Raw genomic sequence first — 18,926 nt, forward strand, 5'->3', positions numbered from 1 at the left:
CTGAACCGCCCGAAGGGCGTTACGACTTGTCCGCCGGGGCGCCGGGGACGCCCTTCGGGGCCGGTGCGGGCCGGGCCGAGAGGAAGGACTCCCAGCCCTCCTTGGGCGCCTTGCCGACCCGGAGCTTGGTGAGGCGCTCCAGGGTCTGCGGGTCCTGGGCGTCGAGCCAGTCGGCGAGCTGCCGGAAGGAGACGCACCGCACCTCGCGCTTCGTGCAGACCTTCTCGATCGTCTCCTCGATGGCGCGCATGTACGTGCCGCCGTTCCAGGACTCGAAGTGGTTGCCGATGATCAGCGGGGCGCGGTTGCCCTTGTAGGCGCGGTCGAAGCCCTGGAGCAGGCCGTCGCGCATCTGGTCACCCCAGTACTCGTGCTTGTCCGGGTCGCCCTGTGACGTGGTGCCCGACTGGTTCACCATGAAGTTGTAGTCCATGGTGAGCGTCTCGAACTTGCGGCCGGGGACGGGGACCAGCTGCATCGAAAGGTCCCAGAGGCCTTCCTTCTTCTTGGGCCAGATCTGGTCGTTGACGCCACTGGTGTCGTAGCGGAAGCCCAGCTCGCGGGCCGCCCGCATGAAGTTCTTCTGGCCTTCGAGGCAGGGCGTGCGGGCGCCGATGAGTTCCTTGTCGTAGTCGAAGGGCAGCGGCTGCGCCTTCTTCATGCCCGTGTTGGTCTTCCAGGCCTTCACGAAGGACTTGGCCTGGTTGATCTCGCTCTTCCACTCGTCGACCGACCACTGGCCCACTCCGCCGCTGGTGCCGCAGAAGTGGCCGTTGAAGTGGGTGCCGACCTCATTGCCGTCGAGCCAGGCGCCGCGGAGCTGCTCCACGGTCTCCTTGATCCCCTTGCGGTCGTTGAAGCCGATGTCCGAGCTGCCGGACTGGTGCTGCGGAGGCTCGTAGAGCTTCCGCTTGGACTCGGGCAGCATGTACACGCCGCTGAGGAAGTACGTCATCGTGGCGTCGTTGCGCTTGGCCACCTTGCGGAAGTGCGAGAAGAGCTTCTGGCTGTCCTCGCCCGCGCCGTCCCAGGAGAAGACCACGAACTGCGGCGGCTTCTGGCCGGGTCTCAGGCGCTCGGGCCTCGGCAGGTGCGGCTGCTTGCCGGTGAAGGCGGTGGAGCCGTCACCGATCATGCGGACCGCGCTCTTGGGTGCGGGGGCGGGGGACGCCTTCTTGGCGCCGTGCGCGCCCTTCTCGGCGCCGGATTCGCCGGTGCCGCTCGCGCAACCGGCCAGTACCGCGACAGATGCCACAAGGGCGGTGGAGCCCGCTGCGATCCGCTGGATCCTCTGGGTGGCGGCCATCTTCCGCCCACCTTCTTCCTTCAAGTCGGCTTCACTTCAGGGGTCGTCACCGACGGGCATCACGGCACAAATCGCCACAAAACCCGATAGCGCCGCCAACGTCGCACGCGGGCTTTGCCTGCATGGTCCGACAAGCCGACAAAATGCTTTATTCACCCTTCAGAGTGATCCAGTGCACCATTTGACACATATGTCTATCCGCGACCTTTACTCTGCATTACGATTCGTTTACCGAGAGTTGATAGATCCCGCCGCTGCAACGCCGTGACCCCACGGCCGCGACCCGCCCTCCGCGTACTGCCGGAGGCCCCCTGTTCCGCGACCGCGCTGCCCCGGAGGAGACGGGAAACCATGTCTGCCTGCGTCCCCACCCACGCCACCGACTCGGCCCACGCATCACGCGACCACGAGCCCCACGGGCCGCCGCCCGGCAAGTTCCGCAAGTTCCGTAAATTCCGCATCGCCGGCGCCGACGTCTCCGCGTCGATCGCCGTCTTCCTGATCGCCCTTCCGCTGTCCCTGGGCATCGCGCTCGCCACCGGAGCACCGCTCCAGGCGGGCCTCGTCGCCGCCGCCGTCGGCGGCCTGGTCGCCGGACGGCTCGGTGGATCGCCGTTGCAGGTCAGCGGCCCCGCCGCAGGACTCACCGTCGTCACCGCCGACCTCATCCACCGGTACGGCTGGCGGACCACCTGCGCCATCACCGTCCTCGCCGGACTCACCCAACTCGCCCTCGGCTGCCTGCACGTGGCCCGCTCGGCACTCGCCGTCAGCCCCGCCGTCGTGCACGGCATGCTGGCGGGCATCGGCGTCGCCATCGCCGTCGCCCAACTGCGCATCGTGCTCGGCGGCACCCCGCAGAGCGTCGTGCTCGACAACCTCCGTGCGATCCCAGCCCAGTTGGCGGACCTTCATCCGGCCACGCTGTCGATCAGCGTGCTGACCCTGGCGATCCTGCTGCTCTGGCCGCGGATTCCCGGACGTGCGGGGAAAGCCGCCCGGGTGGTTCCCGCCCCGCTCGTCTCCGTGGCCGCGGCAACGGCCGTCGCCGCGCTCGCCGGGCTGAGCGTGACCAAGGTCGAACTGCCGTCGTGGCGCAGTCACGCACTGGCGGGCCTGCCCGAGGGCCCGGTGCTCGGGATCGTCGCCGCGGTCCTCACGATCACGCTGGTCTGCAGCGTGCAGTCACTGCTCGGCGCCGTCGCCGTGGACAAGCTCGTCTCGGGACGGCGCGAACCGCTCACCGGCGGCAACCGCTCCGACCTGGACAGGGAACTGCTCGGCCAGGGTGCGGCGAACGCCGTGTCCGGGGCGCTCGGCGGGCTCCCCGTCGCCGGGGTCGCCGTGCGCAGCGTGGCCAATGTGCGAGCCGGTGCCGTCAGCCGGAACTCCACGATGCTGCACGGCGTTTGGGTAGTAGTAGCCGCCCTGCTGATGGTTCCCGTCCTTGAGCTGATCCCGCTCGCCGCGCTCGCCGCGCTGGTGATGGCGGTCGGCATCCAGATGGTGAACCTGAACCACATCCGCACCATCACCCGCCACCGCGAGATCCTCGCCTACACCGCCACGACACTCGGCGTCGTCTTCTTCGGCGTGCTCGAAGGCGTGGCCCTCGGTATCGCCGTCGCCGTGGCCGTCGCCCTGCACCGCCTCGCCCGCACCCGGATCACCCACACCGAAGAGGACGGCGTGCACCACGTGCGCGTGCGCGGCCAGTTGACCTTCCTCGCCGTGCCGCGCCTGAGCAGGGCGTTGCATCTCGTACCCCAAGAGGCCACGACCATCGTGGAGTTGGACGGATCATTCATGGACCACGCGGCATACGAAGCGCTTCAGTGCTGGCAGGACGCGCACACCGCGCAGGGCGGCACCGTCGAGGTGACCGGGCGCGCGGGGACGCGGATCGCCGAGCCCGCGAGCGCGTCGCACTCCTGCTGCCGGCCCTGGACGGCCTGGCGCAACCACCACTGCGACCGCCCCCAGGAGACTTCCCCGGGCGAGGAGCAGCCCAAGGGGTACCAACTGGCGAGCGGCATCAGCGCGTTCCAGCGGAACACCGCGCCGCATGTGCGCGGCGAGCTGGCACGCCTGGCGCGGGAGGGACAGCAGCCCTCGCAGCTCTTCCTGACCTGCGCGGACTCCCGGCTCGTCACCTCGATGATCACGTCGAGCGGCCCCGGTGACCTCTTCGTCGTACGCAATGTCGGCAATCTCGTGCCGCTGCCGGGCGCCGAGAGCGGTGACGACTCGGTGGCCGCGGCGATCGAGTACGCGGTGGACGTGCTCCAGGTGCGGTCCATCACCGTGTGCGGACACTCCGGGTGCGGGGCGATGCAGGCGCTGCTCACCACCCCGCCCGGCGGCGCCCAGACGCCCCTGAAGCGGTGGCTGCGGCACGGCGCGCCGAGCCTCGAACGCCTCGCGGCGCACAAGGAGGAGGGCTGGGCGCGGCTCGCGGGGCGGGCGCCCGCCGACCAGGTCGAGCAGCTCTGCCTGACGAACGTCGTGCAGCAGTTGGAGCATCTGCGCGGCCACGAGTCCGTGGCGCGGCGCATGGCCGAGGGAACCCTGGAACTGCACGGCATGTACTTCCATGTCGGCGAGGCCCAGGCGTATCTCCTCACCGAGAGCCCGGACGACGTGTTCGACCAGGTCACACCGTCACCGCACGAAGGATCACCGAGTGAGGAGCCGACTGGTCGAGTAAAGGTCTAAACCAATTTTCGGCAGGCTCTTGTCACCAGGGGTATACGTCTGATGAGCTGTGGCTTTGGACACAACGGACACCCTGGGAATGGGAGATGTCGTGAGCAACGAAAGCCTGGCCAACCTTCTTAAAGAAGAGCGAAGGTTCGCGCCGCCGGCCGACCTGGCGGCCAACGCCAACGTCACCGCGGAGGCGTACGAACAGGCCAAGGCTGACCGGCTCGGCTTCTGGGCCGAGCAGGCCCGCCGGCTGACCTGGTCCACCGAACCGACCGAGACGCTCGACTGGTCGAACCCGCCCTTCGCGAAGTGGTTCGCCGACGGCAAGCTCAACGTCGCGTACAACTGCGTGGACCGCCATGTGGAGGCCGGCAACGGCGACCGCGTGGCGATCCACTTCGAGGGTGAGCCCGGCGACAGCCGGGCCATCACCTACGCCGAGCTCAAGGACGAGGTCAGCCGGGCGGCCAACGCGCTGACCGAGCTGGGCGTCCGGCAGGGCGACCGCGTCGCCGTCTATCTGCCGATGATCCCCGAGGCCGTCATCTCGATGCTGGCCTGTGCCCGCATCGGCGCCGCGCACTCCGTGGTCTTCGGCGGTTTCTCGGCCGACGCGATCGCCAAGCGCGTGGCGGATGCCGACGCCAAGGTCGTCATCACCTCCGACGGCGGGTACCGCCGCGGCAAGCCCGCCGCCCTGAAGCCCGCCGTCGACGACGCCGTCGCGCGCGAGGACAGCTCCGTCGAGCACGTCCTGGTCGTGCGCCGCACCGGCCAGGACGTCGCGTGGACCGAGGGCCGCGACGTGTGGTGGCACGAGCTCACCGAGCGCCAGTCCGCCGAGCACGCCCCCGAGGCCTTCGACGCGGAGAACCCGCTCTTCATCCTCTACACGTCGGGCACGACGGGTAAGCCCAAGGGCATCCTGCACACCTCCGGCGGCTACCTCACCCAGGCCGCCTACACCCACCACGCCGTCTTCGACCTCAAGCCGGAAACCGACGTCTACTGGTGCACCGCCGACATCGGCTGGGTCACCGGGCACTCGTACATCACCTACGGCCCCCTCGCGAACGGCGCGACCCAGGTCATGTACGAGGGCACGCCCGACACCCCGCACCAGGGGCGCTTCTGGGAGATCGTCCAGAAGTACGGCGTGACCATCCTCTACACCGCGCCCACCGCGATCCGCACGTTCATGAAGTGGGGCGACGACATCCCCGCGAAGTTCGACCTCTCCAGCCTGCGGGTGCTCGGTTCGGTCGGTGAGCCGATCAACCCCGAAGCGTGGATGTGGTACCGCAAGAACATCGGCGCCGACAAGTGCCCCATCGTGGACACCTGGTGGCAGACCGAGACCGGCGCCATGATGATCTCGCCGCTGCCCGGCGTCACCGAGACCAAGCCCGGCAGCGCCCAGCGCGCACTGCCCGGCATCTCGGCGACCGTCGTGGACGACGAGGCGCGCGAAGTGCCGGACGGCGGTGGCGGCTACCTCGTCCTGACCGAGCCGTGGCCCTCCATGCTGCGCACCATCTGGGGCGACGACCAGCGCTTCATCGACACCTACTGGTCGCGCTTCGAGGGCAAGTACTTCGCCGGTGACGGTGCCAAGAAGGACGACGACGGCGACGTCTGGCTCCTGGGCCGTGTGGACGACGTGATGCTCGTGTCCGGGCACAACATCTCCACCACCGAGGTCGAATCCGCCCTCGTCTCGCACCCGGCGGTCGCCGAGGCCGCCGTCGTGGGCGCCGCCGACGAGACCACCGGTCAGGCCATCGTCGCCTTCGTGATCCTGCGGGGCACGGCCAACGCCGACGACGAAGGGCTCGTGGCGGACCTGCGCAACCACGTGGGCACCACGCTCGGCCCGATCGCCAAGCCCAAGCGCGTCCTTCCGGTGGCCGAGCTGCCCAAGACGCGCTCCGGCAAGATCATGCGGCGCCTCCTGCGGGACGTCGCCGAGAACCGCGAGCTGGGTGACGTCACCACGCTCACGGACTCCTCCGTGATGGACCTGATCCAGACCAAGCTGCCGGCCGCACCCAGCGAGGACTAGTCGGACGCAAGGCGATGAGGGGCACCCGGCACCACGCCGGGTGCCCCTCTTGCGCATAAAGTGATGATCGCCGGATACATCCGGGCGTACGTTAGGTAAGCTAAGGATCGCGTCAACATCGCGACAAGAAGAACCTAGGTGCGCCGGGAAGTCTGGTCGGCAAGTGATTCGTCCTGCCTACCGACCGGAGGTCGACCCCCGTGGCCGCGCCCGCACCCAGCAACGGCAAGAACCGCAGCAGCAACCGCAAGCTCCTCGGACGGCTCTCCCTGCCCGAGCGGAACTTCGTCGCGAACGCGCTGCGTACCGAGACCGTCGGCGGTGTCCTCCTCCTCGTCGCCGCCGTCACCGCACTGATCTGGGCGAACACCGCCGGAGGCTCGTACGAGTCGGTGAGCGGCTTCCACCTGGGGCCCGGCTCCCTCGGCCTCGACCTCTCCGTCGCGCACTGGGCGGCCGACGGACTGCTCGCCGTCTTCTTCTTCGTCGCCGGAATCGAACTCAAGCGTGAGCTGGTCGCGGGCGACCTGAGCGACCCGAAGGCCGCCGCGCTGCCCGTCATCGCCGCGCTCTGCGGCATGGCCGTACCGGCCCTCGTGTACGTCCTGGTCAACACGGCCGGCGGCGGTTCCCTCGACGGCTGGGCGGTGCCGACGGCCACGGACATCGCCTTCGCGCTCGCCGTCCTCGCGGTCATCGGCACCTCGCTGCCGTCCGCGCTGCGCGCCTTCCTGCTCACGCTCGCCGTCGTCGACGACCTCTTCGCGATCCTGATCATCGCGGTGTTTTTCACCAGCGACCTCAATTTCGCCGCGCTCGGCGGCGCGGTCATCGGCCTCGCGGTCTTCTGGCTGCTGCTCCGCAAGGGCGTACGCGGCTGGTACGTCTACGTTCCGCTGGCCCTGGTCATCTGGGGGCTGATGTACAACAGCGGCATCCACGCCACCATCGCCGGTGTCGCGATGGGCCTGATGCTGCGCTGCACCCGCCGCGAGGGCGAGGAGCACTCCCCCGGCGAGCACATCGAGCACCTCGTGCGACCTCTCTCCGCGGGCCTCGCGGTGCCGTTGTTCGCGCTGTTCAGCGCCGGTGTGGCGGTGTCGGGCGGTGCGCTGGGAGATGTCTTCAGCAAGCCGGAGACGCTCGGCGTGGTGCTCGGCCTCGTGGTCGGCAAGGCGATCGGCATCTTCGGCGGCACCTGGCTCGCGGCGCGCTTCACCAGGGCCGAGCTCAACGAGGAACTCGCGTGGCCGGACGTGTTCGCGGTCGCTTCGCTCGCCGGCATCGGCTTCACCGTCTCGCTCCTGATCGGGGAACTCGCCTTCACCGAGGACCCGCTGCTCACCGACGAGATCAAGGCAGCCGTCCTGATGGGCTCTCTCATCGCGGCCGTGCTCTCCGGGATCCTGCTCAAGGTGCGCAATGCCCGCTACCGCGCGCTGTACGACGACGAGGAGCGCGACGACGACCTCGACGGCATCCCGGACGTGTACGAACAGGACAAGCCGGAGTACCACCTGCGGATGGCCGCGATCTACGAAAAGAAGGCGGCCGAACATCGCAGGCTTGCCGAAGTGTCGGCCGGGGCACGCGCCGATGACGAGGGTCCGGCATGATCTGAGCAGACCTGACTGCGCAGGCTGTGCCGAGCGGTCGTAAACGAACGGTCGAAAACGAACAGTCGTTGTGAGCACGCTTACGCAGGCTTACGGAGAAGGGGAAAGCGATGAGCACACCCGACGGGCCCGTCGGCACCGAACGCAGCCTCGGCCAGCTGGTCTCCCACGCGACCAGCGAGATGTCCGCGCTGGTGCACGACGAGATCGCGCTGGCCAAGGCCCAGCTGCGGCAGGACGTCAAGCGGGGTGCGGTCGGCGGTGGCGCGTTCGCCGCCGCCGGGGCGGTGCTGCTCTTCTCGCTGCCCATGCTGAGCTTCGCCCTCGCGTACGGCATCCGTACGTGGAGCGGCTGGAACATGGCGGTCTGCTTCCTGCTCTCCTTCGCGGCGAACGTCCTGGTCGCCGGGGTGCTCGCGCTGATCGGCGTCGTCTTCGCGAAGAAGGCCAAGAAGGGCAAGGGTCCGCAGAAGGCCGCCGCTTCGGCCAAGGAGACGGCTGCCGTGCTGCAGAACGTCAAGCCGCATCCGCGTCCGGTGAGCCCCGTGGCGGCCATCACCCCCGCGGGTGCCACCGCCGACCGTGTCAGTGGGAAGGCGGCAGCTGTGGCACGCTCGTCTTCATGACGGACCCCGCCACACCCGCCCCCCATCCGGCCCAAGCCGCGTCACCCGTACGCATTGAAGGGCCGTGGACGCATCGCGACGTCGCCGCCAACGGCGCGCGCTTCCACATCGCCGAGATGGGCGACGGGCCGCTCGTGCTGCTCCTGCACGGCTTTCCGCAGTTCTGGTGGACCTGGCGGCACCAGATGGCGGCGCTCGCCGACGCGGGTTTCCGCGCGGTCGCGATGGACCTGCGGGGTGTGGGCGGCAGCGACCGTACGCCGCGCGGTTACGACCCGGCGAACCTCGCGCTCGACATCACCGGCGTCATCCGGTCCCTCGGCGAGCCGGACGCCGCGCTCGTCGGGCACGACCTGGGCGGTTACCTCGCGTGGACGGCGGCCGTGATGCGTCCCAAGCTGGTGCGCCGTCTCGCCGTCTCCTCGATGCCGCATCCGCGCCGCTGGCGCTCGGCGATGCTCTCGGACCGCAAGCAGACCGCCGCCGGTTCGTACGTGTGGGGCTTCCAGCGGCCGTGGCTGCCGGAGCGCCAACTCGTCGCGGACGACGCGGCTCTGGTGGGGCGTCTGGTGCGGGACTGGTCGGGGCCGCGGCTTCCGGACGACGAGGCGGTGGAGACCTACCGCCGCGCCATGACGATTCCGTCGACGGCGCACTGCTCGATCGAGCCGTACCGCTGGATGGTGCGGTCGATGGCCCGTCCGGACGGCATCCAGTTCAACCGGCGTATGAAGCGCCCCGTCCGGGTTCCCACGCTGCATCTGCACGGCTCCCTGGACCCGGTGATGCGTACGCGCAGCGCGGCGGGCTCGGGCGAGTACGTCGAAGCGCCTTACCGCTGGCGGCTGTTCGACGGTCTCGGGCACTTCCCGCAGGAGGAGGACCCGGTGGCCTTCTCCACCGAATTGGTGAACTGGCTGAAGGACCCGGAGCCGGACCGGTAGGGGTACAAAACACCTGAATCGGAGTCAGGAAGGCTTCCATACCGGGGAGTAGTGGAACGCCTGTCCTACGAACGGCTACTTGCCACCCGCATAGGCCAATTGGGGCGCGTGGGCGCGATTACCGACCTTGAGGCACGGGCACACGTCGGGGTATGGGCTGGACGCAGGACTACAGTGAAGTAGCACGCAACCGCCGCTCGGCCATCGCGCTGAACAGCCGTGAGAGGGGCGGCCCGCATGATCCGGGCCATGAAGGCCCTGCTCAAGGCATTGGCATTCCCCACATCCTGCGCCGCAGGGCCCGCTGGGTCTCGGCGCGGTTGAGGCATACCCGCGACTGATCCGCCTGCTCCCCCGACTGTCCCCGACTGCCGGCTGTCCCTGACTGCGGCCCCGGCTACAGCGCGCAGCCCTCGCTGTCGACCTCCTGGTTGGCGGTGCGGCCCGCATCGATGTCCTCACGGACCTCGTCGGCGGTGAGTGCGTAGCCGGTGTCCGGGTCGTCCAGTGACTTCGCGAAGACCACGCCGTAGACCTTGCCGTCGGACGTGAGCAGCGGGCCGCCGGAGTTGCCCTGGCGGACGGTCGCGTAGAGGGAGTAGACGTCGCGGCGCACGGTGCCCCGGTGGTAGATGTCCGGGCCCTTGGCCGTGATGCGTCCGCGTACACGCGCGGGGCGGACGTCGTAGGGGCCGTTCTCCGGGAAGCCGGCGACGATGGCGTTGTCACCGCTGCCCGCGTCCTTCGACGTGAACTTCAGCGCGGGCGCCTGGAGGGTCGGCACGTCCAGTACGGCGATGTCGCGCTCCCAGTCGTAGAGCACGACCTTCGCGTCGTACGTACGGCCGTCTCCGCCTATCTGGACGGTCGGCTCGTCCACGCCGCCGACCACGTGTGCGTTCGTCATGACGCGGCGGTCGGAGAAGACGAAGCCGGTGCCTTCAAGGACCTTTCCGCAGCCGCGGGCCTCGCCCTGCACCTTCACGATGGAGCGCTTGGCCTTCGTGGCGACCGCGCTCTTGGCGAGCTTGGGGTCCGGAGCCTTGACGTCGGTGATGGGTTCGTTCGAGAACGGGCTGAAGACCTGCGGGAAGCCGTTGCGCGCGAGGACCGAGGAGAAGTCGGCGAACCAGGTGTCGGCCTGGCCAGGCAGCGTGCGCGAGACACCGAGGAGGATCTTGGAGTTGCGCACTTCCTTGCCGACGGTCGGCAGCGTCGTGCCCGCGAGGGCGGATCCGATCAGCCAGGCGACCAGAAGCATCGCCACCACGTTGACCAGCGCGCCGCCCGTGGCGTCGAGGGCGCGGGCGGGCTGCCAAGTGATGTATCTGCGGAGCTTGTTGCCCAGATGCGTGGTGAAGGCCTGACCGATGGAGGCACAGACGATCACGATGACCACGGCGACGACGGCGGCCGTCGTGCTCACCGATCCCTCGTCGTCCGTCAGGGCGCCCCAGATGACGGGCAGCAGGTACACCGCGACGAGTCCGCCGCCCAGGAAGCCGATCACCGACAGGATGCCGACGACGAATCCCTGGCGGTAGCCGACGACCGCGAACCACACGGCGGCGACCACCAGAAGGATGTCCAGCACGTTCACCTATTCAATCCTCGCCTCGCATCGCGGTCGCCACGTCCCCGCAACCTTGTCATGCGCGCCAGTCGAGCGGCACCTGCTTGGTGCGGTCCCAGGGGCGCTCCCAGCCTGCGAAATGCAGGATCCTGTCGATCACTCCGGCCGTAAAACCCCAGACCAGAGCGGATTCGACGAGGAACGCCGGGCCTTTGTGGCCCATCGGATGAACCGTCGTCGCGCGGTTGCCGGGATCCGTGAGATCGGACACGGGGACGGTGAAGACGCGGGCCGTCTCGGCCGGATCGACGACGCCGACCGGGGTCGGTGTGCGCCACCAGCCGAGCACCGGGGTCACCACGAAGTCGCTCACCGGGATGAAGAGCTTGGGGAGCACGCCGAAGAGCTGGACGCCCCGGGGGTCGAGTCCGGTCTCCTCCTCGGCCTCGCGCAGGGCGGCGCGCAGCGGACCGTCCGTCAGCGGGTCGCCGTCCTCGGGGTCGAGGGAGCCGCCGGGGAAGGAGGGCTGGCCCGCGTGCGAGCGGAGGTTGCCGGCTCGCTCCATGAGGAGCAGCTCGGGGCCGCGCGCGCCCTCTCCGAAGAGGACGAGCACGGCCGACTGGCGTCCGGCGCCGCTCTCCGGGGGCAGGAAGCGGCTGAGCTGGGTCGGCCGGACCGTCTCGGCGGCGCGGGCGACGGGGTCGAGCCAGGCGGGCAGGCCGTCGGTGCTGAGGCGCACGTGGCCGTTGGGGCTGCCTGTGTTGCCTGCGCTGCCCGTGCTGCCGGGCCGTCCGTTCCCGTTGCTCATGTGCGTATCGCTCGTGTCGGTTGTCTCGCTCGTGTCGCTCGCGTGCGTCATCGGCACCCCCGTCCAACTCTGGACAACGCCTGTGGACCCTCGGTTGGTTCCTCGGTCATGCGGCGCCCAGCGGGGGCGCGGCCTTTCCGGGGTAGTCCGGCGGGGGCTTGAGGCGCTGGCCCGGCAGGCCGCCCATCTCGTACTTCAGGAGCTTCTTGGCCTTCTCCGGGTCGGTCTCGCCCTCTCCGTACGACGGGCAGAGATCGGCGATCGGGCAGGCGCCGCAGGCGGGCTTGCGGGAGTGGCAGATCCGGCGGCCGTGGAAGATCACGCGGTGCGAGAGCATCGTCCACTCGCTCTTCGGGAAGAGGTCGGCGACGGCTGCCTCCACCTTCTCCGGGTCGGTCTCCTCGGTCCACTTCCAGCGGCGGACGAGGCGCCCGAAGTGGGTGTCCACGGTGATGCCGGGGACTCCGAAGGCGTTCCCCAGCACGACGAACGCGGTCTTCCGGCCTACGCCCGGCAGCTTGACCAGGTCCTCTATGCGGCCGGGGACCTCTCCGCCGTGGTGGTCCCGCAGGGCGGTGGCGAGCCCCATGATCGACTTCGTCTTCGCCCGGAAGAACCCGGTCGGCCGGATCAGTTCCTCGACCTCTTCGGGGTTGGCGGCGGCGAGGTCCTCCGGGGTCGGGTACGCGGCGAAGAGGCGCGGGGTCGTCTGGTTCACCCGCAGGTCGGTGGTCTGCGCGGAGAGGACCGTGGCCACCAGGAGCTCGAAGGGGTTCTCGAAGTCCAGCTCGGGGTGGGCGTACGAGTACACCTCCGCGAGCTCGCGGTTGATGCGGCGGGCACGGCGGACGAGGGCGGTGCGGGACTCGGGCTTGGCTTTGGCCGGGGTGGTCTTCTTGGCCGGGGTGGTCTTCGCTGCCGGGGCTGCCTTCTTAGCAGGAGCTGCCTTTTTGGCCACGGCGGTCTTCGCGGCCGCCGAGGTCTTCCTGGCCGCGCCGGCCTTTTTGGCCGGGGCGTCCTTCTTCACCGGGGCGGCCCTCTTCGCCGCGGTGGGTTTCGCCGCGCCGACGGTGGCCTGATTCTTCTCCGAAGGCTTGCTCACCGGTGGCACCCTTGTCCCTTTTGTCGCATTGTCTGACTTGACGGAAGCATGTTCGCCCACAGCAGAATCAGAGCGGGCTTTCGCCATCTCTGCCCCTCTGGCCTGTGTTCTCACCGGCTTTTTGGACACTCGGCCAGCCTAGAGCCCGACACTGACATCCGCCCTGGAGCCTATGGATCGGCCCCCAATTGGCCCCCTCCCGCACAGCATGCGACGCCAGTGCGGCAGACTTGTGACTGATCACACTGTTTGGACCGTCCGGCAAAATGGGGAGCACGGTCCCCTGATGCAGGTCGACAAGGAGAGAACTCGTGGACGACGTTCTGCGGCGCGCCCCGCTCTTCGCGGCGCTCGATGACGAGCAGGCCGCGGAGCTCCGCGCCTCCATGAGTGAGGTGACGCTCGCGCGCGGGGATGCGCTTTTCCATGAAGGTGACCCCGGAGACCGCCTGTACGTGGTCACCGAGGGCAAGGTGAAGCTGCACCGCACCTCACCCGACGGCCGCGAGAACATGCTCGCGGTGCTCGGTCCCGGCGAGCTCATCGGTGAGCTTTCGCTGTTCGACCCGGGCCCGCGTACGGCAACCGCCTCCGCGCTCACCGAGGTCAAGCTGCTCGGTCTCGGGCACGGCGACCTCCAGCCGTGGCTGAACGCCCGGCCCGAGGTGGCAGCGGCGCTGCTGCGTGCCGTCGCGCGGCGCCTTCGCAAGACCAACGACCAGATGTCCGATCTGGTCTTCTCCGACGTGCCCGGGCGTGTGGCCCGGGCCCTTCTGGACCTGTCGCGCCGCTTCGGCGTGCAGTCCGAAGAGGGCATCCACGTCGTGCACGACCTCACGCAGGAAGAGCTGGCCCAGCTGGTCGGCGCCTCCCGCGAGACGGTAAACAAGGCTCTGGCGGACTTCGCCGGGCGCGGTTGGCTCCGTCTCGAGGCTCGCGCGGTGATCCTGCTGGACGTGGAGCGGCTGGCCAAGCGCTCGCGCTGACACGGGGTCGCTGACGCTGTTTCTTGTACGTGGATGGGGTCCCGCCTCTCAGGAGGCGGGACCCCATCCGTGCTTCGGCGCCGACGCTAGGCGCCGGGATGGGGCGCCGGGATACGGCTAGATCAAGCCGTGTTCCGTCAGGTAGTCCAGCTGCGCCCTGACCGAGAGTTCCGCTGCCGGCCACAGGGAGCGGTCGACGTCCGCGTACACGTGGGCGACCACCTCCGCGGGCGCCGCGTAGCCGTTCTCGACGGCTGTCTCGACCTGGGCCAGGCGGTTCGCGCGGTGGGCGAGGTAGAACTCGACGACCCCCTGCGCATCCTCCAGGACCGGCCCGTGGCCCGGCAGGACCGTGTGCACGCCGTCGTCCACCGTCAGGGACCGCAGCCGCCGCAGGGAGTCGAGATAGTCCCCCAGACGGCCGTCAGGGTGCGCCACGACCGTCGTACCGCGGCCCAGGACCGTATCCCCCGTCAGGACGGCCTGATCGGCCGGGAGATGGAAGCAGAGGGAGTCCGCGGTGTGGCCCGGCGTCGGGACCACCCGCAGTTCCAGGCCGCCCGTCGTGATCACGTCACCCGCGTCCAGGCCCTCGTCGCCCAGGCGCAGCGCGGGGTCCAGGGCCCGCACCTTGGTCCGGGTCAGCTCGGCGAAGCGCGCGGCGCCCTCCGCGTGGTCGGGGTGGCCATGGGTGAGGAGGGTGAGCGCGACGCGCTGCCCGGCCTTCTCCGCGGTGGCAATGACGTTCTGGAGGTGCGCGTCGTCCAGGGGCCCCGGGTCGATGACGACCGCGAGGCCGGAGTCCGGCTCGGACACGATCCACGTGTTGGTCCCGTCCAGCGTCATCGCGGACGCGTTGGGGGCCAGTACGTTGACCGCGCGGGCGGTGGCGGGACCGCTGAGGACCCCGCCCCTGGGCTGGCCGGGGAGGGCGGCGGCTTCGGTCATGCGGGGGTGGCTCCCGTCCGGTTCGTGGCAGGGGGGACAGCAGGGGTGGCGGGGGTGGCGGGCGCGGCAGGGTCAGCGGGCGCGGCAGGGTCAGCGGGCGCGGCAGGCGCTGTCGTGGTCACGCGGGGCCGCCCGTGGGGATGTGCTTGGTGAATTCGCGTGGCCCGGCCAGGACAGCACCAATTCGCCGTCCTCGAAGCGCGCTTGCGCGAGAACCGGCGTCAGGTCGCGCTGGGGCGCCGCGGCCAGGGCGTCCGCGGCCGATCCGCAGCGGCTCAACTGGCGCAGGGTCGCGATGGTCGGCGGCATCATCAGGAGGTCGCCCTTGTCGTATCCCGCGGTGGCCTCCCCCGGAGTGATCCACACGGTGCGGTCGGCCTCCGTAGAGGCGTTGCGGGTGCGCTGCCCCTCCGGGAGGGCCGCCACGAAGAAGAACGTGTCGTAGCGCTTCGGCTCGAACTCCGGAGTGATCCAGCGGGCCCACGCGGCAAGCAGGTCACTACGGAGGACCAGGCCCCGCCGGTCCAGGAACTCGGCGAAGGAGAATTCGCGGGCCACCAGCGCCTCGCGGTCCGCCTCCCAGTCGTCCCCCGTGGTGTCGCCGACGACGCTCGACGGGGTCGGCCCGGCAAGGAGAACGCCCGCTTCCTCGAACGTCTCGCGGACGGCGGCGCACACGATCGCCTGGGCGCCCGGCTCGTCCACGCCCAGGCGCGCGGCCCAGGCCGCGAGGGACGGACCCGCCCAGCGCACGAGGTGGTCGTCGTCGCGCGGGTCCACGCCGCCGCCCGGATACGCGTACGCGCCTCCGGCGAAGGCCATGGAGGCGCGTCTGCGCAGCATGTGTACGGCGGGGCCCGCCACGGAGTCCCGCAGGAGCATGACCGTGGCAGCCCTGCGCGGAGTCGCGGGCGTCAGTTCGCCGCTGCTCAGCGCACGGATGCGGTCGGGCCACTCCGGGGGATACCACTGCCCATTAGCCATGGGCGGAGGCTATCCCCTAGTGGGCTGATGTTCGAGAGGCAACTATCGGGTGCCAGTAGGCAGCGATCGGGCCTCGGCCGGTCCGGGATCAGGCCTCGGTGAGCTCCACCTGGATCTCGACCTCGACCGGCGCGTCGAGCGGCAGCACCGCGACGCCCACCGCGCTGCGGGCGTGCACGCCCTTGTCGCCGAGCACCTCGCCGAGCAGCTCGCTGGTGCCGTTGATCACCGCGGGCTGGCCCGTGAAGTCCGGGGCGGACGCCACGAAGCCGACGACCTTCACGACGCGGGCGACGCGGTCCAGGTCACCGGCGATGGACTTCACCGCGGCGAGCGCGTTCAGGCCACACGTGCGGGCCAGTTCCTTGGCCTCCTCGGGGGTCACCTCGGCGCCGACCTTGCCGGTCACCGGAAGCTTGCCCTCCACCATCGGAAGCTGGCCCGAGGTGTACACGTACACACCGGACTGCACCGCGGGCTGATAGGCGGCGAGCGGCGGCACGACCTCGGGCAGGGTCAGCCCGAGCTCGGCCAGCTTCGCCTCGACGGCCCCGCTCATCCCTGCTTCTCCCGCTTCAGGTAGGCCACGAGCTGCTCGGAGTTGTTCGGCCCGGGCACGACCTGGACGAGCTCCCAGCCGTCCTCGCCCCAGGTGTCCAGAATCTGCTTCGTGGCATGGACGAGCAGCGGCACGGTTGCGTATTCCCACTTGGTCATATGGCCGACTGTAGCCGTTGTGCGGCGCTGTTCACGGTGGCCTCCTGCTTAGGCCGGACGGCGACTGGTTAGGCTCGGAAGTGTGAGCAGGCTCCAGGTCGTCAGCGGCAAGGGCGGTACCGGCAAGACCACGGTGGCCGCCGCACTCGCGCTCGCCCTCGCGACGGAGGGCAAGCGCACCCTCCTCGTGGAGGTCGAGGGCAGACAAGGCATCGCGCAGCTCTTCGAGACCGAAGCGCTGCCGTATGAGGAGCGGAAGATCGCCGTCGCTCCCGGGGGCGGGGAGGTGTATGCCCTCGCCATCGATCCCGAACTGGCGTTGCTCGACTACCTCCAGATGTTCTACAAGCTGGGGGGCGCCGGACGCGCGCTCAAGAAACTCGGCGCCATCGACTTCGCCACCACCATCGCGCCGGGTCTGCGGGACGTCCTGCTGACCGGCAAGGCCTGCGAAGCCGTACGCCGCAAGGACAAGAACGGCCAGTACGCGTACGACTGCGTGGTGATGGACGCGCCGCCCACCGGCCGCATCACCCGCTTTCTGAACGTGAACGACGAAGTCGCGGGGCTCGCCAAGATCGGGCCCATACACAATCAGGCGCAGGCCGTGATGCGCGTCCTGAAGTCGCCCGAGACAGCGGTGCACCTGGTGACGCTGCTCGAAGAGATGCCCGTCCAGGAGACCGCCGACGGGATCGGCGAGCTGCGGGCCGCGAAGCTCCCCGTGGGGCGCGTCATCGTGAACATGGTGCGGCCCGCGCTGCTCGACGAGGCCTCCCTGGAGCTCGGACTCGGGCAGACCCCGCGCACCGCCATCGCCAAGTCCCTGTCCGCCGCCGGACTCGGCGGGGCCCGGCGCGGGGGTGTCGCCGAGCGTCTGGTCGACCCGCTCCTGGAGCAGGCCGCAGAGTACGCCGAGCGGCACGCCCTCGAACGCTCCCAGCGGGACGTCCTGGGCGAGCTCGGCCTCCCCCTGCACGAACTCCCGCTCCTTGCGGGCGGAATGGACCTGGCGGGTCTCTACGAACTTGCCACGGAACTGCGGAAGCAAGGGATCGCATGACCTCGGACCCGGCACGGAACGCGGACACGACACGCCCCCTGGCCCCGGCCCGCACGCTCGACGTGGACACCCTGCTCGACGATCCGAAGACCCGCATCGTGGTGTGCTGCGGCTCCGGAGGCGTCGGCAAGACGACCACGGCGGCGGCACTCGGCCTGCGCGCAGCCGAGCGGGGCCGCAAGGTCGTCGTCCTGACCATCGACCCGGCACGCCGGCTCGCCCAGTCCATGGGGATCGACTCGCTCGACAACGTCCCGCGCCGGGTCAAGTCCATCGACGGGTCCGAAGGCGACGGCGAGCTGCACGCCATGATGCTCGACATGAAGCGCACCTTCGACGAGATCGTCGAGGCGCACGCGGACAAGGAGCGGGCGAGCGCGATCCTCAACAACCCCTTCTACCAGTCGCTTTCGGCGGGCTTCGCGGGCACGCAGGAGTACATGGCGATGGAGAAGCTGGGGCAGCTGCGCGCCCGCGACGAGTGGGACCTGATCGTCGTCGACACGCCGCCCTCGCGCTCGGCCCTGGACTTCCTCGACGCGCCCAAGCGCCTCGGCTCCTTCCTGGACGGGAAGCTGATCCGGGTACTCATGGCCCCGGCGAAGGTGGGCGGCCGGGCCGGGATGAAGTTCCTGAACGTCGGGATGTCGATGATGACGGGGGCCCTGGGCAAGCTGCTCGGCGGTCAGCTGCTGCGTGACGTGCAGACGTTCGTCGCCGCGATGGACACCATGTTCGGCGGATTCCGCACCCGCGCGGACGCCACGTACCGGCTGCTCCAGGCGCCGGGAACGGCGTTCCTCGTGGTGGCGTCGCCGGAGCGGGACGCGCTGCGCGAGGCGGCGTACTTCGTGGAACGCCTGGCAGCGGACGACATGCCGCTCGCCGGTCTCGTCCTCAACCGGGTGCACGGCAGCGGCGCCGCCCAGCTCTCGGCCGAGCGGGCTCTTGCCGCCGCGGAAAATCTTGACGAGAGCCGCATTGTGGATCAGGAGGACGGGAAGGTTGGAGTTCGTAGCTCCCACGAGGCTCCCGGCCACTCCCCCGAGGCCCCCGTTGGTACCGACGCCGCCGGTCCTGAGACCGCCGGCGATTCCGAGTCCTCCGAGACCGCTGAGTCCTCCGGGACCCCGGCATCTTCCGACACGCAGGACAGGCAGGACACGCATCCACCCGTGGCCCAGCTGACCGCCGGTCTGCTGCGTCTGCACGCGGAACGCATGCAGCTGCTCGCGCGCGAACAGCGCACGCGCGACCGCTTCACCGCGCTGCACCCCGAAGTGGCCGTGGCCGAAGTGACGGCGCTGCCGGGCGACGTGCATGACCTGGCAGGCCTTCGGGCCATCGGGGACCGGCTCGCGGCCGGTACTGACGGTGATCCGGCCGGAGCTGCCTGAGCAGCGGGGCTGACCCGCTGCCTCATGGCTGATGGCCGGCCCGCTGCCTCATGGCTGGTGGGGGTCCTTCGATACCGCCACGCGGCGG

General features: G+C 69.8%; 16 protein-coding genes and 1 pseudogene. 9 read left to right on the top strand and 8 right to left on the bottom strand.

All coding sequences use genetic code 11. From position 1 onward, the window contains the following. Positions 1 to 19: 19 nt before the first annotated feature. Positions 20 to 1,306 carry a hypothetical protein gene (locus tag ACQKIP_RS01635; protein ID WP_365858955.1) on the bottom strand — a complete coding sequence of 429 codons (1,287 nt, stop codon included), beginning with the start codon at positions 1,304 to 1,306 and terminating at the stop codon, positions 20 to 22. Between the two features lie 351 nt (positions 1,307 to 1,657). On the opposite strand from ACQKIP_RS01635, the gene ACQKIP_RS01640 reads away from it, so the two are divergent. The 6 genes from ACQKIP_RS01640 to ACQKIP_RS01665 all read left to right on the top strand — a co-directional run bounded on the left by ACQKIP_RS01640 (position 1,658) and on the right by ACQKIP_RS01665 (position 9,601). Next, positions 1,658 to 4,021, top strand: coding sequence for a bifunctional SulP family inorganic anion transporter/carbonic anhydrase (locus ACQKIP_RS01640; protein ID WP_365858957.1), 2,364 nt, complete (start codon positions 1,658 to 1,660; stop codon positions 4,019 to 4,021). 79 nt (positions 4,022 to 4,100) lie between these two features. After that, entirely contained in the window at positions 4,101 to 6,074 is a 1,974-nt protein-coding gene (acs, locus tag ACQKIP_RS01645) for an acetate--CoA ligase (RefSeq protein WP_365858959.1), read from the top strand. A 200-nt stretch (positions 6,075 to 6,274) separates the two neighbouring features. After that, a complete protein-coding gene (gene nhaA, locus ACQKIP_RS01650) occupies positions 6,275 to 7,690 on the top strand; it encodes a Na+/H+ antiporter NhaA (RefSeq protein ID WP_365858961.1) in 1,416 nt (471 codons plus the stop codon). A 110-nt stretch (positions 7,691 to 7,800) separates the two neighbouring features. Further along, entirely contained in the window at positions 7,801 to 8,316 is a 516-nt protein-coding gene (locus tag ACQKIP_RS01655) for a phage holin family protein (protein ID WP_365858963.1), read from the top strand. Beyond that, positions 8,313 to 9,260, top strand: coding sequence for an alpha/beta fold hydrolase (locus ACQKIP_RS01660; protein WP_365858965.1), 948 nt, complete (start codon positions 8,313 to 8,315; stop codon positions 9,258 to 9,260). Before ACQKIP_RS01655 ends, ACQKIP_RS01660 begins: the two co-directional genes overlap by 4 nt. A gap of 152 nt (positions 9,261 to 9,412) precedes the next feature. Next, the gene (locus ACQKIP_RS01665; protein WP_361190926.1) at positions 9,413 to 9,601 is read left to right on the top strand and encodes a hypothetical protein; all 189 of its coding nucleotides are present in this window, start codon (positions 9,413 to 9,415) and stop codon (positions 9,599 to 9,601) included. A gap of 56 nt (positions 9,602 to 9,657) precedes the next feature. Here the strand turns inward: ACQKIP_RS01665 and ACQKIP_RS01670 are convergent, their stop codons facing one another. The 3 genes from ACQKIP_RS01670 to nth are packed head-to-tail and all read right to left on the bottom strand — an operon-like array spanning position 9,658 to position 12,830. Beyond that, positions 9,658 to 10,860, bottom strand: coding sequence for a MarP family serine protease (locus ACQKIP_RS01670; RefSeq protein WP_365858967.1), 1,203 nt, complete (start codon positions 10,858 to 10,860; stop codon positions 9,658 to 9,660). A gap of 49 nt (positions 10,861 to 10,909) precedes the next feature. After that, the gene (locus tag ACQKIP_RS01675) at positions 10,910 to 11,692 is read right to left on the bottom strand and encodes an NUDIX hydrolase (protein ID WP_427741894.1); all 783 of its coding nucleotides are present in this window, start codon (positions 11,690 to 11,692) and stop codon (positions 10,910 to 10,912) included. A gap of 55 nt (positions 11,693 to 11,747) precedes the next feature. Continuing rightward, the gene (gene nth / locus ACQKIP_RS01680; protein ID WP_427741897.1) at positions 11,748 to 12,830 is read right to left on the bottom strand and encodes an endonuclease III; all 1,083 of its coding nucleotides are present in this window, start codon (positions 12,828 to 12,830) and stop codon (positions 11,748 to 11,750) included. 224 nt (positions 12,831 to 13,054) lie between these two features. Here nth and ACQKIP_RS01685 point away from each other — a divergent pair, with 224 nt between their 5' ends. Further along, positions 13,055 to 13,729, top strand: a complete 675-nt coding sequence (locus ACQKIP_RS01685; protein ID WP_016642758.1) for a Crp/Fnr family transcriptional regulator — start codon at positions 13,055 to 13,057, stop codon at positions 13,727 to 13,729. A 117-nt stretch (positions 13,730 to 13,846) separates the two neighbouring features. Here the strand turns inward: ACQKIP_RS01685 and ACQKIP_RS01690 are convergent, their stop codons facing one another. The 4 genes and pseudogenes from ACQKIP_RS01690 to ACQKIP_RS01705 form a co-directional block, all read right to left on the bottom strand. Beyond that, entirely contained in the window at positions 13,847 to 14,677 is an 831-nt protein-coding gene (locus ACQKIP_RS01690; RefSeq protein ID WP_365858973.1) for an MBL fold metallo-hydrolase, read from the bottom strand. A gap of 118 nt (positions 14,678 to 14,795) precedes the next feature. Next, a pseudogene (locus ACQKIP_RS01695) lies at positions 14,796 to 15,661 on the bottom strand (NUDIX hydrolase). Positions 15,662 to 15,749: 88 nt separating this feature from the next. Continuing rightward, positions 15,750 to 16,220, bottom strand: a complete 471-nt coding sequence (locus ACQKIP_RS01700) for a RidA family protein (protein ID WP_361190913.1) — start codon at positions 16,218 to 16,220, stop codon at positions 15,750 to 15,752. Continuing rightward, complete coding sequence (locus ACQKIP_RS01705) at positions 16,217 to 16,378, bottom strand: DUF4177 domain-containing protein (RefSeq protein WP_190084055.1); 162 nt, start codon at positions 16,376 to 16,378, stop codon at positions 16,217 to 16,219. Before ACQKIP_RS01705 ends, ACQKIP_RS01700 begins: the two co-directional genes overlap by 4 nt. 82 nt (positions 16,379 to 16,460) lie before the next feature. Between ACQKIP_RS01705 and ACQKIP_RS01710 the strand changes: the two genes are divergently transcribed. Continuing rightward, the gene (locus ACQKIP_RS01710; RefSeq protein ID WP_365858977.1) at positions 16,461 to 17,441 is read left to right on the top strand and encodes an ArsA family ATPase; all 981 of its coding nucleotides are present in this window, start codon (positions 16,461 to 16,463) and stop codon (positions 17,439 to 17,441) included. After that, a complete protein-coding gene (locus tag ACQKIP_RS01715) occupies positions 17,438 to 18,838 on the top strand; it encodes an ArsA family ATPase (protein ID WP_365858979.1) in 1,401 nt (466 codons plus the stop codon). Before ACQKIP_RS01710 ends, ACQKIP_RS01715 begins: the two co-directional genes overlap by 4 nt. Positions 18,839 to 18,926 lie beyond the last annotated feature (88 nt).

The sequence above is a fragment of the Streptomyces sp. NPDC059900 genome, from assembly GCF_050270335.1.
In the GTDB taxonomy this organism is placed as follows: Bacteria; Actinomycetota; Actinomycetes; order Streptomycetales; family Streptomycetaceae; genus Streptomyces.

Bases quoted from the DNA above. Each gene is read 5' to 3' on its own strand.
- ACQKIP_RS01635 (WP_365858955.1), bottom strand. From the start codon at position 1,306: ATGGCCGCCACCCAGAGGATCCAGCGGATCGCAGCGGGCTCCACCGCC.
- ACQKIP_RS01640 (WP_365858957.1), top strand. From the start codon at position 1,658: ATGTCTGCCTGCGTCCCCACCCACGCCACCGACTCGGCCCACGCATCA.
- acs (WP_365858959.1), top strand. From the start codon at position 4,101: ATGGGAGATGTCGTGAGCAACGAAAGCCTGGCCAACCTTCTTAAAGAA.
- ACQKIP_RS01655 (WP_365858963.1), top strand. From the start codon at position 7,801: ATGAGCACACCCGACGGGCCCGTCGGCACCGAACGCAGCCTCGGCCAG.
- ACQKIP_RS01660 (WP_365858965.1), top strand. From the start codon at position 8,313: ATGACGGACCCCGCCACACCCGCCCCCCATCCGGCCCAAGCCGCGTCA.
- ACQKIP_RS01665 (WP_361190926.1), top strand. From the start codon at position 9,413: ATGGGCTGGACGCAGGACTACAGTGAAGTAGCACGCAACCGCCGCTCG.
- ACQKIP_RS01675 (WP_427741894.1), bottom strand. From the start codon at position 11,692: ATGACGCACGCGAGCGACACGAGCGAGACAACCGACACGAGCGATACG.
- nth (WP_427741897.1), bottom strand. From the start codon at position 12,830: ATGGCGAAAGCCCGCTCTGATTCTGCTGTGGGCGAACATGCTTCCGTC.
- ACQKIP_RS01690 (WP_365858973.1), bottom strand. From the start codon at position 14,677: ATGACCGAAGCCGCCGCCCTCCCCGGCCAGCCCAGGGGCGGGGTCCTC.
- ACQKIP_RS01700 (WP_361190913.1), bottom strand. From the start codon at position 16,220: ATGAGCGGGGCCGTCGAGGCGAAGCTGGCCGAGCTCGGGCTGACCCTG.
- ACQKIP_RS01705 (WP_190084055.1), bottom strand. From the start codon at position 16,378: ATGACCAAGTGGGAATACGCAACCGTGCCGCTGCTCGTCCATGCCACG.
- ACQKIP_RS01715 (WP_365858979.1), top strand. From the start codon at position 17,438: ATGACCTCGGACCCGGCACGGAACGCGGACACGACACGCCCCCTGGCC.